The sequence below is a fragment of the Roseovarius aestuarii genome (assembly GCF_019966515.1).
Lineage (GTDB): Bacteria > Pseudomonadota > Alphaproteobacteria > Rhodobacterales > Rhodobacteraceae > Roseovarius > Roseovarius aestuarii.
Genome location: NZ_JAIMIB010000022.1, coordinates 36,329 through 57,742, shown reverse-complemented (window position 1 = coordinate 57,742; position 21,414 = coordinate 36,329). Strand labels below are relative to the sequence as shown.

General features: G+C 60.6%; 22 protein-coding genes and 1 pseudogene. 10 read left to right on the top strand and 13 right to left on the bottom strand.

What is annotated here, in order from left to right; translation table 11 throughout:
* Positions 1-33: 33 nt before the first annotated feature.
* The gene (locus tag LC334_RS20085) at positions 34-561 is read right to left on the bottom strand and encodes a hypothetical protein (protein ID WP_085802106.1); all 528 of its coding nucleotides are present in this window, start codon (positions 559-561) and stop codon (positions 34-36) included.
* 78 nt (positions 562-639) lie between these two features.
* Complete coding sequence (locus LC334_RS20080; RefSeq protein WP_085802107.1) at positions 640-951, bottom strand: hypothetical protein; 312 nt, start codon at positions 949-951, stop codon at positions 640-642.
* A 155-nt stretch (positions 952-1,106) separates the two neighbouring features.
* On the opposite strand from LC334_RS20080, the gene LC334_RS20075 reads away from it, so the two are divergent.
* Together LC334_RS20075 and LC334_RS20070 are read left to right on the top strand one after the other, a co-directional pair.
* Entirely contained in the window at positions 1,107-1,415 is a 309-nt protein-coding gene (locus LC334_RS20075) for an ArsR/SmtB family transcription factor (protein ID WP_085802108.1), read from the top strand.
* Positions 1,416-1,425: 10 nt separating this feature from the next.
* Positions 1,426-1,881: an SRPBCC domain-containing protein gene (locus tag LC334_RS20070; protein WP_085802109.1), complete on the top strand. Its 456-nt coding sequence runs from the start codon at positions 1,426-1,428 to the stop codon at positions 1,879-1,881.
* A 6-nt stretch (positions 1,882-1,887) separates the two neighbouring features.
* Here the strand turns inward: LC334_RS20070 and LC334_RS20065 are convergent, their stop codons facing one another.
* Positions 1,888-2,820, bottom strand: a complete 933-nt coding sequence (locus tag LC334_RS20065; protein WP_085802110.1) for a hydrogen peroxide-inducible genes activator — start codon at positions 2,818-2,820, stop codon at positions 1,888-1,890.
* A gap of 142 nt (positions 2,821-2,962) precedes the next feature.
* Here LC334_RS20065 and LC334_RS20060 point away from each other — a divergent pair, with 142 nt between their 5' ends.
* From LC334_RS20060 to folP, 3 genes are all read left to right on the top strand, one after another.
* Positions 2,963-3,193 (top strand): YdcH family protein, encoded by a 231-nt coding sequence (locus LC334_RS20060; protein WP_085802111.1) that lies wholly within the window; start codon positions 2,963-2,965, stop codon positions 3,191-3,193.
* 420 nt (positions 3,194-3,613) lie between these two features.
* On the top strand, positions 3,614-4,543 hold the full coding sequence (locus tag LC334_RS20055) for a dihydroneopterin aldolase (protein WP_085802159.1): 930 nt from the start codon (positions 3,614-3,616) through the stop codon (positions 4,541-4,543).
* 74 nt (positions 4,544-4,617) lie between these two features.
* Positions 4,618-5,631 carry a dihydropteroate synthase gene (gene folP, locus LC334_RS20050; protein WP_085802112.1) on the top strand — a complete coding sequence of 338 codons (1,014 nt, stop codon included), beginning with the start codon at positions 4,618-4,620 and terminating at the stop codon, positions 5,629-5,631.
* A 314-nt stretch (positions 5,632-5,945) separates the two neighbouring features.
* On the opposite strand, the gene LC334_RS20045 is transcribed toward folP, so the two are convergent.
* Positions 5,946-6,863, bottom strand: coding sequence for a DMT family transporter (locus tag LC334_RS20045; RefSeq protein WP_085802113.1), 918 nt, complete (start codon positions 6,861-6,863; stop codon positions 5,946-5,948).
* Between the two features lie 83 nt (positions 6,864-6,946).
* On the bottom strand, positions 6,947-7,969 hold the full coding sequence (gene ilvC / locus LC334_RS20040; protein ID WP_085802114.1) for a ketol-acid reductoisomerase: 1,023 nt from the start codon (positions 7,967-7,969) through the stop codon (positions 6,947-6,949).
* 128 nt (positions 7,970-8,097) lie between these two features.
* On the opposite strand from ilvC, the gene LC334_RS20035 reads away from it, so the two are divergent.
* The 3 genes from LC334_RS20035 to LC334_RS20025 all read left to right on the top strand — a co-directional run bounded on the left by LC334_RS20035 (position 8,098) and on the right by LC334_RS20025 (position 10,235).
* On the top strand, positions 8,098-8,553 hold the full coding sequence (locus LC334_RS20035; RefSeq protein WP_085802115.1) for an Lrp/AsnC family transcriptional regulator: 456 nt from the start codon (positions 8,098-8,100) through the stop codon (positions 8,551-8,553).
* On the top strand, positions 8,550-9,008 hold the full coding sequence (locus LC334_RS20030; RefSeq protein ID WP_085802116.1) for an Lrp/AsnC family transcriptional regulator: 459 nt from the start codon (positions 8,550-8,552) through the stop codon (positions 9,006-9,008). The genes LC334_RS20035 and LC334_RS20030 overlap by 4 nt, the downstream gene beginning before the upstream one ends.
* A gap of 99 nt (positions 9,009-9,107) precedes the next feature.
* The gene (locus LC334_RS20025; protein WP_085802117.1) at positions 9,108-10,235 is read left to right on the top strand and encodes an aminotransferase class V-fold PLP-dependent enzyme; all 1,128 of its coding nucleotides are present in this window, start codon (positions 9,108-9,110) and stop codon (positions 10,233-10,235) included.
* A 3-nt stretch (positions 10,236-10,238) separates the two neighbouring features.
* On the opposite strand, the gene LC334_RS20020 is transcribed toward LC334_RS20025, so the two are convergent.
* The 3 genes from LC334_RS20020 to LC334_RS20010 form a co-directional block, all read right to left on the bottom strand.
* Entirely contained in the window at positions 10,239-10,919 is a 681-nt protein-coding gene (locus LC334_RS20020) for a M50 family metallopeptidase (RefSeq protein ID WP_085802118.1), read from the bottom strand.
* 3 nt (positions 10,920-10,922) lie between these two features.
* Positions 10,923-12,122: a UbiH/UbiF family hydroxylase gene (locus tag LC334_RS20015; RefSeq protein WP_176237768.1), complete on the bottom strand. Its 1,200-nt coding sequence runs from the start codon at positions 12,120-12,122 to the stop codon at positions 10,923-10,925.
* Positions 12,123-12,183: 61 nt separating this feature from the next.
* The gene (locus LC334_RS20010) at positions 12,184-12,828 is read right to left on the bottom strand and encodes a pyrimidine 5'-nucleotidase (RefSeq protein ID WP_085802119.1); all 645 of its coding nucleotides are present in this window, start codon (positions 12,826-12,828) and stop codon (positions 12,184-12,186) included.
* A gap of 109 nt (positions 12,829-12,937) precedes the next feature.
* On the opposite strand from LC334_RS20010, the gene LC334_RS20005 reads away from it, so the two are divergent.
* The gene (locus LC334_RS20005) at positions 12,938-13,582 is read left to right on the top strand and encodes a GntR family transcriptional regulator (protein ID WP_085802120.1); all 645 of its coding nucleotides are present in this window, start codon (positions 12,938-12,940) and stop codon (positions 13,580-13,582) included.
* A gap of 332 nt (positions 13,583-13,914) precedes the next feature.
* On the opposite strand, the pseudogene LC334_RS20000 reads toward LC334_RS20005, so the two are convergent.
* Together LC334_RS20000 and carA are read right to left on the bottom strand one after the other, a co-directional pair.
* Positions 13,915-15,189, bottom strand: a pseudogene (locus LC334_RS20000) (glycosyltransferase); the annotation flags it as partial.
* A gap of 364 nt (positions 15,190-15,553) precedes the next feature.
* Positions 15,554-16,699: a glutamine-hydrolyzing carbamoyl-phosphate synthase small subunit gene (carA, locus tag LC334_RS19995; protein ID WP_085802121.1), complete on the bottom strand. Its 1,146-nt coding sequence runs from the start codon at positions 16,697-16,699 to the stop codon at positions 15,554-15,556.
* A 184-nt stretch (positions 16,700-16,883) separates the two neighbouring features.
* On the opposite strand from carA, the gene LC334_RS19990 reads away from it, so the two are divergent.
* Positions 16,884-17,342: a GatB/YqeY domain-containing protein gene (locus tag LC334_RS19990; RefSeq protein WP_085802161.1), complete on the top strand. Its 459-nt coding sequence runs from the start codon at positions 16,884-16,886 to the stop codon at positions 17,340-17,342.
* Positions 17,343-17,418: 76 nt separating this feature from the next.
* Here LC334_RS19990 and LC334_RS19985 read toward each other — a convergent pair whose 3' ends face one another.
* The 3 genes from LC334_RS19985 to LC334_RS19975 all read right to left on the bottom strand — a co-directional run bounded on the left by LC334_RS19985 (position 17,419) and on the right by LC334_RS19975 (position 21,385).
* Complete coding sequence (locus tag LC334_RS19985; protein WP_085802122.1) at positions 17,419-17,916, bottom strand: DUF2244 domain-containing protein; 498 nt, start codon at positions 17,914-17,916, stop codon at positions 17,419-17,421.
* Between the two features lie 118 nt (positions 17,917-18,034).
* Positions 18,035-18,643: a cell wall hydrolase gene (locus tag LC334_RS19980; RefSeq protein WP_085802162.1), complete on the bottom strand. Its 609-nt coding sequence runs from the start codon at positions 18,641-18,643 to the stop codon at positions 18,035-18,037.
* A gap of 165 nt (positions 18,644-18,808) precedes the next feature.
* Positions 18,809-21,385: a putative PEP-binding protein gene (locus LC334_RS19975; RefSeq protein ID WP_176237769.1), complete on the bottom strand. Its 2,577-nt coding sequence runs from the start codon at positions 21,383-21,385 to the stop codon at positions 18,809-18,811.
* Positions 21,386-21,414: the final 29 nt, after the last annotated feature.

Below are 21,414 nucleotides of genomic sequence, written 5' to 3'. Positions count from 1 at the left end.
CGCCGGGCATTGGGTGTACCCCGGCAAACCCGTTTAACTGTCACCTGCGCCCGGCCCGGTCTGGCGGAACCTGACGATCGGCCCGCCCAGAACCAGAAGGCCATCGGACTCATTGGCGACAACCTGCCGCGGAATTCTGATGGTTGGCCGCAATGTCGCGTACGAGCTTTGCCACGCTCGACCGGTATTGGCGCAATTTGCCTCCCGCCCGCCATAGGATGGCGCCGGATCAACCTGGCGCATGTAGAGCAGATTGCTCAGAAACCGCTCCTGCCCCAGAAAAACCGCCCCGGACCCCAGCACCTGATGTTCTGCACGCGCAGTCAGGACAGATTGCTGGCGACTCTTGGCCCAGACACCGCAGACCAAAGTCTGGCCTTGCCATTCGCGCAGATCAACCGCCACCGTCAGCCCGCCACCAGAAGTATATGTTCCGCCGGATGTGACCGGATCAGCCCCGAGCCGGGCCACCACGTCGGTTTTGGGAAGCGCACAGGCCGAAAGCGCCGTAGCAACACAGATCAGCGATAAGTGGCGCGCGATTGTCTTCCTTTTCGACATACCATTTCTCCGCACTTGTTACACGGTCGTTAACTTAGCGCAGAGAATTCTGGCGGCAACAAGCGAAGCGCAAAACGCCTATGGGCAAATCACCGGCACCATGTATCCGGCGGGCATCTTCCGACTGCCAAGCGTGGCGGTCATGCGGGAGCTATCGACAACGCAGCCGGTCTTTTCGCGTAAATACCGTGAAAATCCACGGCTTTTGATCTGCCCCGGTCGGGGCAGTGCCGCATCGCGCGCACCGGGCGCGACGCTCAGATAATTCGCGTAGGGAGACGGCTGGGTCAGCTCCAGATCAAAGGCGCGAAACGCAGGCTCTTCCGGCGCTTCCGCACAGGCCGCCAGTGCAGCAATCGCGGAAAACAGAATATGCCGGGCGGATAACAAACATCATCTCCGTAAAGACAGAATACCCCCACGAGGCTAGGTCAGCGCTCCTCCTGCCACAACACAATAGTAAAGACTTCGTTAACGCGTCCGGCACGGGAAACCCTCGGGCATGGTGGGTTTGACATTTAGTAAGTATGGGCTTACGGTAAGTTATGACTTACGATAATGCTATTACCGCGCTTGCCGATCCGACCCGTCGAGCGGTGTTCGAGGCACTGGCGGTCAAACCGCAAAGCGTCGCCGATCTGGCGCAGGGTCAGCCCGTCAGCCGCCCGGCTGTGTCCCAGCACCTCAAGGTGCTCGTCGGAGCCAGACTGGTCAAAGCAACGCCGCAAGGCACCCGCCGCATCTATGCGCTCGATCCGACCGGGCTGATCGCGCTACGGGCGTATCTTGACCGGTTCTGGGACGACACGCTTGGCGCCTACGCCGCAGAAGTTCGCCGCCAATCCGCCAACTGAAAGGCCCCTTATGCTTGATTCCATCGTGAAGACCATTGATGTTCCCTGCTCCCAGAAACGTGCCTTCGAAATCTTCGTCGACATGGCCTCCTGGTGGCCGCTGGACAAGCGCTCCATGTCGCTGATGCAGGCGGGCGCCCCGGCGAAATCGCTGAGTGTCGATGCCCGCGAAGGGAGGCGTATTGTCGAACTGGCAGCGGATGATGTCGAACATCACTGGGGCACCTTCCGGGTGTTCGACCCGCATGCCCACCTGCAACTGGATTTCCACATGGGGCTTCCGGCGGATCAGACCGGACAGGTCGATGTCAGCTTCACCCCGATTGATGCCGGCACCACGCGGGTCGAGCTGGTGCACAGCAACTGGGAGGGTTACGGCGACATGGCCGAGATGATGCTGAACGGCTATGGCGGCAGCTGGGACATGCTCTTTGGCGAACATTTCGCCGCCGCCTGCGCCGGCTGAACGCCGCTATTCCACCGTCACGTGGCCGCTAAACCGGTCACGCGCCACGCTGCGGATCACCCCGGCCACCCGCGCGATCACCGCGCCATGAGCCGAGCGCCTGCGCCAGACCAGCCCGACCGAACGGGTAAAACGATCGCGCCGGAACCGAAGCACCGCCACATCGCCATGCTCCGCCGGGATTTCCGATAGCACATAAAGCGACGGCAGCAGGCACAGGCCCATATCCAGCGCCGTCATCTGCCGCAGCGCATCCAGGCTGGTGCCCTCATAATCCTGCCGCAGCGTCGCCCCCACCTCGTCGCACAGGCTCCGAATCTGCTCGTGCAGCACATATGCGCTGGACAGCGCCAGCATGTCCTGACCGGACAGATCCGCATCTTCGGCGGCATCGCACGACGCCAGCGGATGATCCTGCGCCACCACCAGCTTCAGTGGTTCGCGAAACAGGCGTTCCACCTCGACATCGCCGGAATTCACTGGCAGTTGCGTCAGGATCAGATCGTGACGCCCGGCCAGCAATTCATCGCGCAGGACCAGCGGCGCGGCATCCCGGATGATGATCTTAAGGCCGGGAAACTCCCGCCGCAGCCGCCGCACCACATAAGGCAGGATGTAGGGGCCCAGCGTCGGGGTCGAGCCCAGCCGGATCGTACCCCCGGCCCCGTGCCGCAGCGCCTGCGGCAGCGCCTCAAGCGCCGACACCTCGTCCAGCACCCGGCGGGCATTGGCCAGCACCTCGCGCCCCGCCGGGCTCAGCACCGCCCCGCGGCGCCCACGCTCGACCAGCTCCAGCCCCATCGTCGCCTCCAGGTTGACGATCTGCTGGCTCAGCGATGGCTGGCTGACCCCCAACCGCTCCGCCGCACGTCGGTAGTGCCGCGCCTCAGCCAGCGCCGCAAAACAGCGCAATTGGCGCAATGTGATCTCATCGGTCATCCCTGGCCTCCGTTCACTTGCACCTTAGATAGCTTTTTCCGATCAAAATTTCATCTTCAATAGGATTAAAAAATTCAAAATACCCCCGATATGTAAGGCACAGCGGCGCAATCCCGCGCCCCGCCAACCCAGGAGACTGCCGATGCCCGAGAGGAAAATCTCACACCGTTCCCTTGCCATGCGGATCGAGGCGCTGCGCCGCCGCCACCGCGAACTGGATGACAAGGTCTCACGCGAACAGGTGCGAAACTGGTGCGACCCCTCTCTGATCAAACGCCTCAAGCAGGAACGCCTGCACCTGCGCGACGCGATCCGGGGCGCCCAGGCGCTGTTGTCCCGCGCCGGATCACACCGCCGGCAAACGACCATCTGACCCGTCCATCAGCGAGGACGACACCGATGATATGGCCCTTTTACTTGGGTGTGATGTCCGGCCGCTTCTTTCAAAGCCGCGATATTGACGGCCTGGCTGAAGCGCTAACAGACCCGCCCGACCCGCCGCCCGGCAAGATGTAGCCCCCTCTTCCTCAAACCCGGGCTGCCGGCGCGGGCGCTGACACTTCTTGCGGACATTGCTCCGTCAGCCGGACGATCCGGCACCTCATGTCAGCGCCCGCGCATCCGCCTCACAACACGATCATGCCCCTTGTGCCCCCGGTCCGTCCGGCGGGTGCTCTTTGTCGTGCAATCGGCCAAAACAGCCGCAGACACCCCCGAACCTGTCGGAAATCTCCTTTTACGTGCCCCCCGGCCCATGTTAAGCCGCCAAGACACCCGGATTGGAGTGGGCAAGATGAGCAACGAAATCAGACTGGCGTTCGAGCACCCTGCCGAACGCGCCGATGCCACGGCCCCCGACGGACCGCTGGATCGCATTTCGTTGCGCGATCACATTGTTGAGGTCGAAATCGGCGCGTTTCAGGCCGAACGCGGCACCACACAGCGCATCTGCTTCAATGTCGTGGTCGAGGTGCGCCCGATCACCGGCGCCGTCGATGACGATGTGGACCGCATCCTGTCCTATGACCGGGTGACCGAGGCGATCGCCGCCGAGCTGGCCGAAGAACGCCTGAACCTGCTTGAAACCCTCGCGGGCCGCATCGCCGAACGTATTCTGCAGGAACCGCAGGCCGTGCGCACCTTCGTACGGATCGAAAAACTGGATCGCGGCCCTGGTGCGCTTGGGGTCGAGATCGTCCGCTCGGTCGATGATCTTGCAACCAAGCCGATAGCGCATCATGCCGATACGACCCCGCACCCGCATGTGGTGTTTCTGACCAATACCGCTATCCGATCGCCCAACCTGCCCCGCTGGATCGACCAACTTGAAGCCCGGGCCGAGCCGGTGATCCTTTGTGTGGGCCGCCCCGATGTCGACAGCCCCAAGACCGGCCACAAGATGACCCAGCGACGGGTTGATCTGCTGGCGATCGAACAAAACACCTGGGTGTTGGCCGGGCGCGATGATCGCTGCGTCGTGGTCGATACCCGGACCGAGCTCGACTGGGCGATGAAGAACGGTCAGATCAGTGTCTGGGCCCCGTCCAAGATCGTGCTGGATGCGGTTGACGGGCCGTCCGTGGGGCCCAACGATCCGGTGGCGCTGGCGGCGTGGTTCTCGGGCCATATCGACGCGTCCGACCTGCTGTTGATCGGTGAACATCCCCCCTCGCATTCTCCGGTTCCCGTGCTGGTGCAGGACATCGCGCAATCCGGGCTATGAGAAATACATCAGCGCCAATGTTGCCCGGCGACGCCGGGCAGCGCCTGGCCCTCTTCTATGATATCTACTAAGAAATGACCCGCTACTATCGCCCTGTCGCTCGCACTGATCATGTCCGACCCAATGGTGCCATGCCGCTCGCCGGCGGCTGGTGCTGGTTCGACATGGCCGAAGAAATCACCCGCGACGGAACCTCTCGCCTGATCCACGCGTCGAACCTGCCTGAAGATGTTCGAGACCGCCTGACCGCCCCGCGTGTGTCGATCTGCGGCCTCAGCTTCGATCAGCCCCGACTGATGGGCATCCTCAACGTCACGCCCGACAGTTTCTCGGATGGTGGCCGCCATAACGCGCCGGACCAGGCTATTGTCCATACCGGCGCCATGATCACGGCCGGGGCCGACTTGATCGACGTGGGCGGCGAGTCCACCCGCCCCGGGGCCGAACCCGTGCCCATAAATGATGAGATCAGCCGCACCGTCCCGGTTATCACGGCCATCCGTGCCGCACATGATGTGCCCATTTCAATCGATACCCGCAAAGCCGCCGTGGCGCAGGCAGCCCATGATGCCGGTGCTGCGCTGGTCAACGATGTGGCAGGGTTCACCTTTGACGCAGCCCTCGCGCCCTATTGTGCGGAACATACCCTGCCCGTCTGTGTCATGCATTCCCAGGGACGCCCCGAGACAATGCAGCACGATCCGCGCTACGATCACCCCGCGCTGGATATCTATGACTGGCTCTCGGAACGGGCCGAGGCGCTGATGGAGGCCGGCATCCCCCGCCATCAGATCATCGTCGATCCCGGCATCGGCTTCGGCAAGACCCGCGCCCATAATCTGGTGCTGCTGCAGAACCTCTCGCTCTTTCACGGGCTCGGCTGCCCGGTTTTGCTGGGCGCGTCGCGCAAACGGTTCATCGGTGATCTGAGCGGAGTTTCCGAGGCGTCAGAACGGGTTCCCGGCTCGCTGGCCGTGGCGTTGGCAGGCGTGGCCCAGGGCATGCAGATCCTGCGTATTCACGATGTGGCCGAAACCGCAGCGGCGATCAAGCTTTGGCGTGCGGCGACCGAGGGCGAAGCGGGATAATGTTAGTACGACGCACCTTGTCTTGATAGAGTTTGGCCTGAAGCTGCCCTTCAATCTTAATCTCCGCGCGGAATCAAGGCCCGTAGGGCCGCCGCGCGATCGCCAGACCGCCCGCAAGGGCTGGCGATTTGGAGAGGTGGCGCAACGCTCGGAAGTTCTTCGGATTTGGCTGGGATAAAGCGCATCCAACCTCCGTCGGATTGCCACCTCGCGGTCTGGCTACCGCGCGGCGCAGTACTTCTAAGGCGCAAGGTCCGTTCAGGGCCAACCTTGCCAATTAAACCCAACCTATTATCGGGGCGCGAAACCCGCCATCATCCCTTACCAAAAAGCCGCCGGAGCGCGCCCAGCTGGCTCAGCGCAACACCAGCCAAAATCAACGCACCACCGACAAGCAGGCTGGGCGGCAGAGGCTCGGCCAAGATGAGCGCACCCAGAAAGATTGACCAGAGCGGCACCTGATAGTTGACCAGGCTCAGAAAAACCGGCCCCGCATCACGAATGACCTGCGTCAGCACCAGCTGCGCCACGCCCGTTGGCAAAAGCCCAAGGTAAAGCAGCGCGAACAAGGCCTTCGCATCTAAACCGTCCGGCAAACCTTCGAGATACAGCGCCATCGGTAAGGTCACCACACTGCCCACGCATAATGCGCCCGCCGCCAGAGACAGCAAGTTGACCTTGGGACAAAGCCGTGTGGCGATGGCGCCCATCGAATAGCATGCGGCGGCGGCCACGCAAGCCAATCGCGCCAGTGATTCCAACTCGTTGCCGGTCGACACGAAAGCGGATTTACCGATCAGAACGATCACTCCGGTGGTGCCGATCGCGAAACCAATCAGCCGACGCAGCACCATGGTTTCCCCCGGGACGAACACATGCGCCAGCGGCAGCACAAAAAGCGGCACAATCGCCATGCAGACCCCGGCAAACCCCGACGCAACGGAAAGCTGCGCCCAGGACAAAAGCGAAAAAGGAATCGCGTTGGAAAAGAGCCCCATCACAAGAATGAACATCCAGATTTTCGCGCCGTTTTCCTGCCGAAGCGACGGCAAGCCTATGCCCCTGATCCTGCACAAGACCAAAAGCAGGATCGCCCCGAGCGTCAACCGCGTGGCCACCAGCGTATAGGGCCCCACCCCCGTGAGCGCGATGGTCACGAACATGAAGGACGCCCCCCAGATCACGCCGAGGATAATCAGCTTTAGCCAGTTAATGGGATTGATCGGGGTCATGTGCACCGCCTTGCCTTTGAAACGTAAAGACCCCAGCCGATGGCCGGGGTCAATCGAATTAGGGTAAATTTTTTACCGCCCGGTCAGTTCTTTTCCTGATCCACCAGCTTGCCAGCGGAAATCCACGGCATCATCGCCCGTAGCTTGCGGCCGACCTCTTCGATCTGATGCTCATCGTTCAGACGGCGCGTGCCTTTGAAGAACGGTTGCCCGACCGCATTTTCCTGCATGAAATCACGCACAAACGCGCCTTTCTGAATGTCGGTCAAGATGGCTTTCATCTCTTTCTTGGTCTGCTCATAGGGCAGCACCCGCGGGCCGCTGACATATTCGCCATATTCGGCGGTGTTCGAGATCGAATAGTTCATGTTGGCGATGCCGCCCTCGTAGATCAGATCGACGATCAGCTTCACCTCGTGCAGACATTCGAAATAGGCCATTTCCGGCGCATATCCCGCCTCAACCAGAGTTTCGAAACCGCAGCGGATCAGTTCGACCAGACCGCCACACAGAACTGCCTGCTCACCAAAGAGGTCGGTTTCGCATTCCTCGCGGAAGTTGGTTTCGATCACGCCCGAACGTCCACCGCCGATGGCCGAACAATAGCTCAGGCCAATTTCAAGCGCCTTGCCGGAGGCATCCGTGTCAACCGCCACCAGGCAGGGCACGCCGCCGCCTTTCACGTATTCGCCGCGCACGGTGTGGCCGGGACCTTTCGGCGCCATCATGATCACGTCGATGCCTTCCTTGGGTTCGATCAGGCCGAAATGCACGTTCAGACCGTGGGCAAAAGCAATCGCCGCACCGGGTTTGATATTGTCATGCACGTATTTCTTGTAGGTTTCGGCCTGCAATTCATCGGGCATGGTGAACATGATCAGGTCACACCAGGCCGCCGCCTCGGCGATACCCATCACCTTCAGGCCCTCGCCTTCGGCCTTCTTGGCACTGGCCGAACCTTCGCGTAGGGCAACGACAAGGTTTTTTACCCCTGAATCCCGCAGGTTAAGCGCGTGGGCGTGGCCTTGCGAGCCATAGCCCAGAATGGCCACCTTCTTGTCCTTGATCAGGTTGATATCGCAATCGCGGTCATAATAAACGCGCATGATTTTCTCCTTCAGAGTTTATCTGACACCAATCTACTTGCCTCCATGCGATTTTCCGGACAAAAACCATTTAAATTTAGCGTTTGCTGTATTATTCATTCTCTAAAATTCTATTTTGGTAAAAAAACATGCTAGATGACACCGATCGACGCATTCTCAGGCACTATCAGCACGATGCCTCGCTTGGTCCCGCCGAACTGGCGGAACTGGCCGGTGTGACGCCCGCCACCTGCGCAAGGCGGCTGGACCGGATGATCGGGGCCGGTTTCATCCTCGCCAATCGTGCAGTCATCGACTGGCGGGCCATGGGCTACGAGGTTGAGGTTTCGCTGCGCGTCACCCTTGACAAGACTCAGCCGCGCGCCTTTGACGAGTTTATGGCCGCCGCGCGTGACGTGGCGGATGTCATTGAAATTCAAACCTTTCTTGGCCGCGTCGATGTGCGCCTGTCGGTAATCGCCCGGGACATGGCGCATTACCAGCAGATCTATCGCAGTGCGATCCTGACCCTGCCCGATATCGCCGATATCGAAGCGCTGATGCATGTGGCGCGGATCAAATCGGACGAGGTGCTGCCGATATGATCGAACTGGATACCACCGACCGCCTGATCCTGCGTGCGCTGAGCCAGGACGCCACCCAGTCCGCCAGCGCCCTGGGCCGCAGCCTGGGCCTGTCGCAGCCCGCCACCTGGCGGCGCATCCGCCGTCTCCATGACAGTGGCGTGATCAAGGGCCAGCGGCTGGAACTGGACCGCGAAAGGCTGGGTTTCGGGGTGACGGTGTTCCTGGGGGTAAAGCTTGCCACCAAAGGCCGCGTCAGCCTTGAGGATTTCGAACGCGCCGTAACCGCCATCCCCGAGGTGCAGACGGTCGAGCATATTCTGGGCGTTTATGACTACCGCCTGCGCATCGTGGCTCGTGATATCTCAGACTTTGAACGAATTTTAAGACGAAGAATCATGATGTTACCTGGCGTAGGTGATGTTGAAGCCAACGTACTTCTCAGCGAAGAGCGTCGCCCCGGCCCGATCGGCTGAGCTGTCGAAAACCGGCGTGAAACTGGCGGCTTTTCAGGGTGCCCCCTGCGGCTCAGTCTGATATGCGGATGAAAACGCCTGCATCTAGGAGAAATCGCCATGACCGCCCTTCTTGACCACATCGACCCCGACGGATTGCTGGAATATTCGGTCGTGTTCACCGACCGGTCACTCAATCACATGTCCGCCAGTTTTCAGCAGGTGATGCGTGACATCTCGGACATGCTGAAGGCCGTCTATAATGCCGATGCGGTTGCCCTGATCCCCGGCGGTGGCAGCTACGGGATGGAGGCCGTCGCCCGCCAGTTCGGCGCCGATGCCCACGCGTTGATTGTCCGGAATGGCTGGTTTTCCTATCGCTGGACGCAAATCTTTGACGCCGGGCAGTTCACTGCTGACACTACCGTCTGTATGGCGCGTCAGACAGGTAATGGCGATGTCGAACCCTTTGCCCCTGCCCCGATTGAAGAGGTCACCGCCAAGATCCGCGAGGCCAAACCCGATGTCGTCTTTGCGCCGCATGTGGAAACCTCGGCCGGGCTGATCCTGCCCGATGATTACATGACCGCCCTGGCAGAAGCCGCGCATGAGGTAGGCGCGCTGATGGTACTGGATTGCATCGCCTCGGGCTGCGCTTGGATCGACATGAAGGCCACCGGCGTCGATGTGCTGATCTCTGCCCCGCAAAAGGGCTGGTCTGCCTCGCCATCGGCGGGTCTGGTGATGATGTCGGACCGTGCCGTCAAACGCATGGAAAACACGCAATCCAACAGCTTCGCGATAGATCTGAAAAAGTGGCATTCGATCATGCAGGCCTACGAAAATGGCGGACATGCCTATCACGCCACCATGCCCACCGACGCGCTGCGTGCCTTCCGCGATACGATGCTGGAAACCAAGGCCTACGGCTTTGAAAAACTGCGCGAGGCCCAATGGGAACTGGGCAATGGCGTACGTTCGATGCTCGCCAGTCGTGGGGTAAAGTCGGTCGCCGCCGAGGGTTTTGGCGCGCCGGGCGTCGTGGTCAGCTATACGGATGATCCCGACATCCAGACGGGCAAGAAATTCGCCGCCGAGGGCATGCAGATCGCCGCGGGCGTTCCGCTGCAATGCAACGAACCTGAAGGGTTCCGCACCTTCCGGCTAGGACTCTTTGGCCTTGATAAGCTCTATGATGTACCCGCCGCCCTGAAACGGCTCGAGGACGTCTTCGACAAGGTTCTCTGACGGTCAGAGGCCACGCAGCCGGATATTGCTGTCGCGGCCCAATCCTCGGCGCAGGGTCAGGACAATCACCACAAGGCTGATCGCCATCCACAACCCGCCCCAGAGCAGGGTCGCACCGCCGAATTCCTCGGCCAGCATGCGCGCGTCCGAGCGCAGATAAGACCGGATGATCGTATCGCTGTAGATGTCAATCGGCACATAGATCATGCTGGTGAGGCCGATCATCCTGAGGATCAGGTCATTGACGTCGCGAGGCAGAAAGCGGGCCGTGGCCAGCATAAGTACCCCGGTCGTCAGGGCAAACCCCACCGCATAGAGGTCGCGCACGTAGAATCCCGTGACCACCAGTAGCAGCGCGCCCAACCCGCCCAGCACGGTCCGGTCCCAATGGGTGCGCACGGCCAGCAGCACCAGCGCGACGCCAAAAAGCAAAGAGCCGGTATAGCCCGCATTCAGGGTCAGAAACCGGCTGCCCCCGCGCGAGATCACCATCCCGCCTTGATGCGGATTGATCGTCAGGCTTTCGACCGACCCGCCGGTCAGCAAGGCTGCGGCGACATGCGAAATCTCGTGCATGAACACGACGAGGATCTTGAGCGGCGTGACCATCGGCGTAAACCAGAACACCGCGATCAGTGCCGTCAACACGCCCAGTTGCCAATGCCCGCGGGCCGCTTTCAGCATCTCTCAGTGCACCCCGAGTCCAAGCTGCATCAGGGATTTGCGTACCGGTGCAAGGCCATAGATTGCGTTCAGCCCCATCGCGCGCGCATCGCGCAGGGGTTGGGCGCGCATCATCGAGGCGCGGTTAAGCAGATCGATCCCCGCTAACCGTGCCTGCACTTCCGCATGACGGCGGCGGTGGTAGGTTTCCAGCATATCCAGATCACCCAGCCGGTCGGGTGCCGCCTCTGCCAGTTCCAGCAGCACCCGCATGTCCCCCAGCGACATGTTCAACCCCTGCGCGCCGATGGGCGGCACCACATGCGCGGCCTCCGCCACCAGCGCCAGACGCTCGGCATAGAGTTTTGGGGCGATCTGGCTGATGATCGGCCAGACGGTTCGGCGCGAGACCAATCTCAGCGGCCCGAAAAGCAGACAGGAGCGCGCGTTCATCGCCGCCTCGAAGTCGGGCTCCGGCAGAGCGGCCAGGCGCTGCACCTCGGCACCTTCTTCCATCCAGACCACGGCAGAGCACGGCCGCCCCTCGTGATCCGGCAGTGGCACCAGCGTGAACGGCCCACCCGAGCGATGAACCTCGGTCGAGACATTGCCATGCGGGATCGCATGGGTGACCGCAAAGGCAAGCGCTTTTTGCCCATACCGGGTTGTTTTCACGTCAATTCCCGCCGCCTCGCGCATCGGCGAATGGCGTCCGTCAGCGGCAATCACCAGACGACAGCGCACGCGGCTGCCATCGCTCAGCCCGACCCGCGCCTCGCCCTCGCGGGTGAACAGGCTTACTGTGCCGGTCCCGGGCCGGAACTTCACATTGGGCAAATCCTCCAGCCGGGCAACCATTTCACGCCGGAGCAGCCAGTTGGGCAGGTTCCAGCCAAACGGTTTGTCGGAAATCTCCGCTGCATCGAATTCTTTGGTCAGGCGCGGCGCGACCTCCTCGCCCCCGGCATCGACGATCCGCATGACCTGAAGATCGGCGGCAAAGGGCACCAGACGCGTCCACAACCCGGCGCGCTCAAGCAGTGCCTGTGCGGGCTGCAAAAAGGCTGTTGTCCGCAGATCAGACCCGGATTGATCACGCTCGGTGATTGGCGGTGCCGGGTCGAGGCAGAGTACCGAGAACCCTTCCGCGCCAAAAACGCAGGCCGCCGTCAGGCCGGCGACACCCCCGCCCGAGACAACAATATCGTAATCGAAGCTGATCATCACACCTATCCCCTGCATCCGACATATCGCATCGGGCAGACGGTTTCCAAGCGGCAGCCTGTCACAGTAGTCGCCCCAGAAACCCGGTCAGGTCGGCCGTATGGTGATGGATATGGGCGTGATGCTCCGGCTCGGGCGCGACATGCACGGTCTGCATGCCCATCGCGTGAGGCGCTTTGAGGTTGCGCACCTCGTCCTCGAAAATGGCCGCGCCGCGCGGGTCTACCCCGTCGCGTGTGAAGATCCGCTCAAACGCTTCATGCTGCGGTTTGGGCAGAAAATCTGCATGTTCAACGCCGTAGACCGCATCAAAGACGCCCGTGAGACCGCGCCTGCAAATCACCCGCTCGGCGTAAGGCGCGCAGCCATTGGTGTAGACGATCTTGCGCCCTGGCAGCGCGCGGATGTGATCGCTCAACTGGGCGTCAGGCTCCAGATGATCGAGAGAGATTTCATGCACAGCCACCAGATAAGGATCGGGGTCGATGTCATGTTCTTGCATCAACCCCGCCAGCGTGGTGCCATGTTCACGCCAGTATTTGTTGCGTAAGCGATCCGCCTCGGCACGATTCACATTGAGTATCTGCATGACATATTGCGTCATCTTCACCTCAATCTGATCGAAGAGGCGCGCCTGTGGCGGATAGAGCGTATTGTCCAGGTCGAAAACCCAGGCGCCCACATGATCGAAATACTGTGCTGGCATGGCGGCAAACTAGGCTGCCGCGACAATGGGTGCAATCGCCAAGACTTGATTGCAGGGCCAAAGCATGGCTAGGGTCGCCCTAACATTGATCACAAGGGCCAATTGACCGATGAAAACGCCGCAGAAAGACGCCTATACGCTGATCCTCGAAGCGATCGACATGGGCACTTACAAACCTGGAGACCGCTTGGTTGAAAGCGATCTTGCAGATCAGTTCGGCGTTTCCCGCACCCCGATCCGCGAGGCGCTTCAGCGACTTGAGACTCAATCCTTGCTGACCCGGGACGGGCGCAGCCTGATCGTGTCGTCGCTGGATCATAATCAGCTGGCCGAACTCTACGTCGTGCGCGCCGAGCTTGAGGCGCTGGCCGCAAATCTGGCCGCCCGCCACGCCACTGATGAAGAGATACGCGTCTTGCAGGATATGGTCGAGGACGACCGCAAACTGATGGGTGATCCGACCAGACTGGCGCGCGCCAACCGGCGCTTTCACAAGCAGATTCATCTGGCCTCGCATAACCGTTTTCTGGTGCAGCAGCTTGGCCTTGTGCACCAGTCAATGGCCCTGATGGCGACGACCTCACTGGCGGCGGTAGGTCGCGATCAGGATGCGTTGGACGAACATCAGGCGATCGTGTCGGCCATCGCGGAACGCGATCCCGAAACGGCGGGAAGCGCGCTCAAGGCGCATATCTCAAAGGCGTTCGTGACGCGGCTCAAACTCGATTCCGGCGAGGTCGAGAGTATCGTCTGACGGCGGCGGTGCCACGGCGGCTGGTGATAGTCCGTGAGTGGTTTTATCCCAGAAAATGGTTTCAGAACAAGCTCGTAGAGCGCCTTGTAGGCCGCTATCGCACCGAGGGGCGAATAGAAATGCATCGTGGGCGCCCAGGCCATGAGGTGTTTGTGCTTTCGCCCGGATACGGCGGTTACATGGATCGCGATGTTCAGCACCTCGACCATCAGGAACATGCTGCCCAGCGCCACCAGTAACGAATGCGGCAAGTCCTGATCCAGCGGGTGCCCATACCCCAGAAGGACCAGCCAGAAAGACCACAGAAACGGCGCCAGCAGAAATTGCGAGAGCGCCGTGACAAAGTGGGCCTGAAATCCAAGGAATTTCCATGCGCCCAACTGCCGATAAAGAAGCGCGGGCCGCCGCATATGCACCAGATAGGTGGTCATATACCCTTTCAGCCAGCGTGAGCGCTGCTTGATCCAGGCCCAGGGATGGCAATTCGCCTCTTCCTCGGTCACGGTGTTGATCATCTCGGTCCGGTAGCCGTGCCGCGCCAGCCGGAAGCCCAGATCGGCATCTTCGGTCACGTTATGAGCGTCCCAACCGCCCAATTTTTCCAACGCGTCACGACGAAAATACAGGGTCGTGCCGCCCAGCGGGATAGCAAATCCCAACCGCGCCAACCCGGGCAGCATCATCCGGAACCAGGTCGCATACTCGATCGTAAAGCAACGCGCCAGCCAGTTCTGGCGCGGGTTGTAATAGTCCAAAACGCCCTGCAGGCAGACCAGATCATCCGGTGCGGTCTGAAAACGCCGGGCAACAATGGTAATCTGATCCGGATCGGGCGCGTCTTCAGCATCGAAAATACCAATGATATCCCCCTGGCAGAAATCCAGAGCGTAGTTCATGGCGCGTGGCTTAGTACGAGGTGCGCCATCGGGCACAATCACCGGGCGTATCCACGGCGGCAGGTCAATCTCGGCCAGCGTCTTGCGGGTGGTCTCATCCTCTTCTTCCATCACCAGAATTACATCCAGCAGGCATTTCGGATAAGTCAGCCGGGTCAGCCGCGCGATCAGCGCATGGGCGATCTCGGTCTCGCGGAAAAGCGGCACGAGGATCGAAACTTTCGGCAGGCGTTGATTGGGATTGCTGATTTCTTCGGCTACGTCGCGATTGGTCACGCTGGCAACAAAAGCCGAGGTCTTCAGCGCCGCCGCCACCAAAAGAGTAAACGCGGCCCACAGGACGAACCCTCCGAAAACGAGAGTGGGAAAGGCCAGCGTCAACCCTGTCAGCGCAAAGAGGCATGTCAGCGTGAAAGCCAACCGCCTGCCAAAAGTATGACCCCAGTTCCGGCAGCTTTCGATCACCGGCACGCGGGCCTGTGCTGCCTCGGTCAACGCCTCGCGGTGGCGGCAGGCGACGGTTTCCTGAATGGCGGCCCGCGAACCGACAACCAGTTGCGCGCTGGCAATCTCGAAGGGCAGATCCGAAAGCACCGCGCGGAATTCATCAGGGTTACTGACGGCGACCGTGGGGCGACCGCGTTCATCGGCAAACGGCAAAATCCCATATTTCAAAAGGCTTTTCGCCTCTAGCTCCGTGGCAAGCGGCATTGTCTGTTGCAATTCCTGCGGGCTGAGCGCGCGGCTTTTCAGGCGTTTGGCATGGGTACTGAGCAGATCGTCTTCCGAGGCCAACCCTTCGGCGCGCAAGATACGATCAAGTGACGTATCACAATGCCGCCCTACCAACTGAGCCAACGCCGCGTCCCGTTGGGATATCGCACCGGTCCTTACAAGATCACTTTCCAGAGAATTGCGCGACCCGGCAATCTTCAGCGGCTGCGTTTCCAACTGTCGCAGTTCTGAAATACCCATAGGCTACTCCTTACCGAATTCACCGGAGGGGAGTTTCTTTCACCTTGGTTAATGATGCGTAAACAACAGGTTAACGGAAGATTAAAAAGTCCGCACCAGCTCAGCTCATGGATTCTGCAAACCGTTCAAAGAGATAAAAACTGTCCTGCGGACCGGGGCTTGCCTCGGGGTGATGCTGCACCGAAAAGACCGGTCGGCCCTCTACCCTGATGCCGCAATTCGAACCGTCGAAAAGCGAAACATGGCTTTCGATCACGCCGTCCGGCAAGGTCTGACCGTCCACCGCGAACCCGTGGTTCATCGAGGTGATTTCGACCTTTCCGGTCTCAATCTCTTTCACCGGATGATTGGCACCGTGATGACCGTGGTTCATCTTGACCGTCTTGGCGCCAAGCGCCAGCGCAAGCATCTGGTGGCCCAGACAAATGCCGAAGACCGGTAGGCCTTTTTCCAGAATGCCCCGGATCATCGGCACGGCATATTCGCCGGTGGCGGCGGGATCGCCCGGACCGTTTGACAGGAAAACCCCGTCTGGATCATGCGCCAACACATCCTCTGCGGTGGCGGTGGCCGGCAGCACGGTCACCTCGCAACCCGCACTGGCCAGGCAGCGCAGGATATTGCGCTTGGCGCCGTAATCCACCGCGACGACCTTGTGCTTGGGGTCTTTCTGGCGGGAGTATCCGTCGGGCCATGCCCACCGCATTTCATCCCAGCGATAGGATTGCGCGCAGGTGACCTGCTTGGCAAGATCCATGCCTTCCAGCCCCGCAAAACCGCGCGCCATACTGACCAAAGCGGCCGTATCAAATTTACCCTCGGGATCGTGAGCAAGCGCCACATGCGGCGCGCCCTGATGCCGGATGGCACGGGTCAGGCGGCGGGTATCCACACCGCCGATTGCGATCCGGCCCCGGCGCGCTAACCACGCAGACAGGTCTTCCGTCGCCCGCCAGTTGCTTGGTTCCGTCGGGTCCCATTTCACCACCATGCCCGCGGCCACGGGATCGGCGGTCTCATCATCGTCGGGATTGACCCCGGTATTACCGATATGGGGGAAGGTGAAGGTCACAATCTGCCCGGCATACGACGGGTCGGTCATAATCTCCTGGTAACCGGTCATCGCGGTGTTGAAGCATAGTTCGGCAATGGTTTCTCCGGTATCGCCAAAGCCGCGACCGTAGAATATTGTTCCGTCCGCAAGAGCCAGGCAAGCGGTCGGATGAGGCTGCGGGGCATGCGCCATGACGGGGAATCTCCGGCTGTGCAAATTGTCGCGAACCTAAGGATGTGTCAGGTCAGGGTCAAGACCCAAGACACACCCCAAAAAGCCAATAAAATAAGGGTTAACACTTAACGACAAGTGGTTGCCTCTTTTTTCCGATTTATATAGGATGAGTATCTTGTGACCAACCAATGGGATGAATGGTATGGACATGCATGAACGGGTCAATACGGCCCTGAAACAAGCGATGAAGGACAAGGCGGCCGATCGCCTTACGACGTTGCGGCTGATCAACGCAGCTATCAAGGATCAGGAAATCGCATTGCGGGGTGCCGATGGTAACGGCCAGATCGGTGACGCGGAGATTCTGGCGATCCTCGGAAAAATGACCAAGCAGCGCAAGGAAAGCGCGCGCGCCTACGAAGAAGGCGGGCGTCTGGACTTGGCCGAGCGGGAACTGAGTGAGATCGAGGTGATCGAGGAGTTCCTGCCCCGGCAAATGGATGACGACGAGGTGGATGCCGCCATCGACAGGGTGATCAGCGACACCGGCGCAAGCTCGATCCGTGACATGGGCAAGATCATGGGAGAGCTCAAAGGTAAATATACCGGCCAGATGGATTTTGGTGCGGTTGGCCCGAAGGTGAAAGAGAAGCTCTGCTAAAGACTGAGCCATCTCAACAGGCGGCAAGGGGCATCGGCGCGGCAACCGATGTTCCGCAAGCCCTTTAAGCGCTGCCCTAAGACGCCTGTGCCGGTCGCAGCGCGTCGGTGATTTCTCCGTAAAGCGTTACGCGCTCCTCTTCGGACAGGAATGCGCCGATCTCAACCTCGCGGTCGCCGCCTTTAAGCGTGAGATAATGATCGACCGGGCCACCAGTCGAATGCATCAGAATGCGGGCCCAATACCGGTTACATTCCCATTCCTGTCTCTTGCCACCAGGATTTTGGCGCACCAGATGGACATGGGTTTCGCTGATCGTCAGCTCTTCATGCAGCCGGGCGTCACGGTAGGATTTTTCCAGGCCCCACCACAGTCCCGCCACCGCCAGCAACAGAAACGGCAACAACCCCCAGAGCACCACCGTCCCCAGCAATGGGTAAAGTGGAATGGTGATCAGGGCGAAGGTACCCAGGATAAAGGCCGCAAACCCGCGACGCGGCAGTGACCGGAATGGCCAGAGCGTCAGGCGCGTCTGTGGCACAGGATCGGAAATACGGGTCCATTCATAGGGCATGAGTTTACTTTAACGCAGTTCGGCGCCGGGGAAAGTGTGACCAGATGCCCGTTGACCCCGCTCAGACTAAAAAACGCCCGCACTGCGGCGGGCGCGTCTGGAAATATTTTCGCAGAAGTTAGTTCTGTGAAACGCGCGTCGGCGGACGATAGAAATGGTGCTGCCCGATTGACGTGGTACGTTCAAACTGACGCGACCAGCGCGGGCTGACCGCACGGGTATGGTAATAGGTCGCGCCGTCAGTCAGAACCCGAGGCCCTCCGCTGACCATCGCCTTGGCAACCTTGCCAACGCGTTTGAACGCGCGTGGCTCGTTGATGACCTCTTTGTAGCCGTCACAGGTATAGGTGAACTGACATTGGTATTTCTTGCCGGTTCCCTGATTGACCACGGCACATACGCTGTCGGGGAATTGCGGGCTGTCGACCCGGTTCAGGATCACCTCAGCCACGGCGAACTGGCCTTTCACGGTTTCGCCCCGTGCTTCGAAATAAAGTGCTTCGGCGAGGCACGCCCATTCTTCGTCGCCCTTCAGGGCAGGCTGCGCATCGACCCACTCGCGCGAATATCCGATCTGCGTGGCATTGAGCCGGGAATAAGTAGCAAGACGCTCCGCAACATAGAGGTTGGCGACCGGCTGCGCTTCAACCACACGCTGGCTTTTTGGAACGTCGGCGAACGCGACAGTTCCAATTGCCACAAAAATGACAAAGAAAATCCTAAACATCGGCCCCTCTCCATACGCTATTGGGTTTGCGCCCATCAGCATCCGGGCCAATTACCGAACTCTTAAGCCTGCGTCCACCCCGGCGCCGGGCGAAGAATCTCGGTAAAAAACTTTTGGAAAGATTTGATGCGTTGTGCTTACGCTATGTTGCGCGAAACCGGTTTTCTACGTCCCGATCTTGTTTTTGACCGCCAACTGTGCGGCAGCAAGTCGCGCCACAGGGACCCGGAACGGAGAGCACGAAACGTAGTCGAATCCGACATCCCGGCAGAAAGCGATTGATTCGGGATTGCCGCCGTGTTCACCACAAATCGACATAACCACATCCGGATTGACCGCGCGAGCACGATCCGCACCGATCCGCAACAACTCGCCCACGCCGTCGATATCAAGCGTATGAAACGGGTCTTCTGGATAGACCCTCTGGCGGACATAATCGGACATGAACCGCCCGGCATCGTCGCGCGACAGCCCATAGGTCATCTGAGTCAGGTCATTGGTGCCAAAGCTGAGGAACGACACCAACGGGGCGATTTCAGCGGCGCGCAAGGCGGCCCGTGGGGTTTCAACCATCACGCCCAGGCGGTAGGAAAAATCCTGGCCGGTTTCATTGCGCACGGCTGCGGCGGCGGAATCGATCCGGGTCTTGACGATCTCGACCTCGCGCCGGGCCGACACCAGCGGGATCATGATCTCGGGCACGATCGGATCCGGGCCTTTCTGGCTGGCCTCGACCGCAGCCTCGAAAATAGCACGCGCCTGCATGTCATAGATTTCGGGCACGGTGATGCCCAGACGCACACCACGCATACCCAACATGGGATTATATTCGCCTAACGCTTCCACGCGCCGAGTGACAGTTGACAGCGGCAGATCAAGTGCCTCGGCCAGTTGCAGATGGCCTGCGCGGTCGGTCGGCAGAAACTCATGCAAAGGCGGGTCGAACAGGCGAATGCAGACCGGCTTGCCGCGCATGATCCGGAAAAGCTCGATGAAATCGGCGCGCTGCATCGGCAGAAGCAGCTCCAGTGCTGCGGCCCGATCGGCGCTCGTATCGGCAAAGATCATCTCGCGCATGACGGTCAGGCGATCTTCGTCAAAGAACATGTGCTCGGTCCGGCAAAGCCCGATTCCCTGCGCCTTAAAGCTGTGGGCCAGATCGGCATCGGCAGGCGTATCGGCATTGGCGCGCACCGAAATGTCGCGGATATCATCCGCCCAGGTCATCAGCTTTTTCAGCGCATCATCGCGCGAGGATTCCAATAGCGGCGTTTCCCCGGCCAACACTTCACCATCGGTGCCATTCAGCGTCAGGAACTCTCCCTCTTTCACCACCCGGCCATCGGGAAATGTCAGCTGTTTCTTGCGGGGCTGGAAACGGATATCCGACGCCCCCACGACACATGGCAGGCCGATGCCGCGCCCGATCACGGCCGCGTGGCTGGTGATGCCGCCGCGCTCGGTCAGGACACCAACAGCGGCATGCATACCGCGCACATCCTCGGAACTGGTTTCGCGACGCACCAGAATGCAGGCCTCGCCGCGTGCATCATAGGCCTGTGCCTCGGCGGCGGAAAACACGATCGCGCCCGCAGCGGCCCCCGGACTGGCGGCAATGCCGCGGGCCAGCACATCGCGTTCAGCCTCGGGATCGACCTGTCGGTGCAGAAGTTCGTTGAGCGCGCGCGGCTCGACCCGCATCAGCGCCTCTTCATGTGCGATGATACCATCATCCGCCAGGGCCACGGCAATCGCGACAGCGGCACGCGCATTGCGGGCCACCCGCACGCCATCCAGCAGATAGACCTTGCCGCCTTCGATGGTGAACTCGGCCTGCATCTCTTCACGCAGCCGCGTCCGCATCAGGTCGGTATGTTTGCGCAATTCTTCGAACGCCTCCGGCGCCTGTTCTTCAAGCGACGCGCCACGCGGATCGCGCGTGAGATAGATCGCATCGCCATCGGCGGTCAGCGCCTCGCGACCCTGACTCTGCGACAGGTAGCGCCCGGTGATCTTGCGCACGCCGGTCTGGCTGTTGACAAGCTGCATCACGCCCGATCCGCATTCTCCCTTGCCCAGACCAAGCGCCAGCGCCTGCACGACAAGGCCCAGCCCGGCATCGGCGGGCGCGCCCTTGGCCTGACGCAAAAGCCGCGCGGTCGTGCCTTCCCAGGCGCGCGCCATCGAGCGCAGCACCTCGGCCAGTTGCACGGCGGGGTCTTGTGGAAATTCCTCGTCGGTTTCCTCGGCATAGGCATGAAGCGATTGTGGCAAACCCTGCACAGGATCTTCGCAGACATCATCGAACATGTCCGGATCAAGCCGGGCCACATGGATCGCGTAGGACTGGATGAAACGCAGATAAAGCGTGGCGGCGGATACTTTGCCGATCCGTCCCTGAAGTTCAGCGTAAAGCGCATCGTTCATGCCGATGTTGAGGATCGCGCCGGGACCGCCCCAATCGGGATCTTCCGAGGACGGGCGCACACACAACAGCGGCGCGGCGTCAAAATGCGCCAACAGCGCCTGCAGATCGGGCATATCCCCCGCCGCGATACCATGCACCGCCTTGAACGACAGCGCCACCGCGCGCGGCACCGGCAGATCAAGCCGGGCCAGCCGTTGCAGGCATTTCGCACGGCCGCCATGCGTTTCGGCCGCCATCGGCGCGTCGGGCGTGATCAGGGTGATATCGGGGTCATTATGCTGCACTGCGGCACCTTTATGCTGTTGATGCAGCATAAGGCGGTTGCCGCACAAGGCAAGCCCCG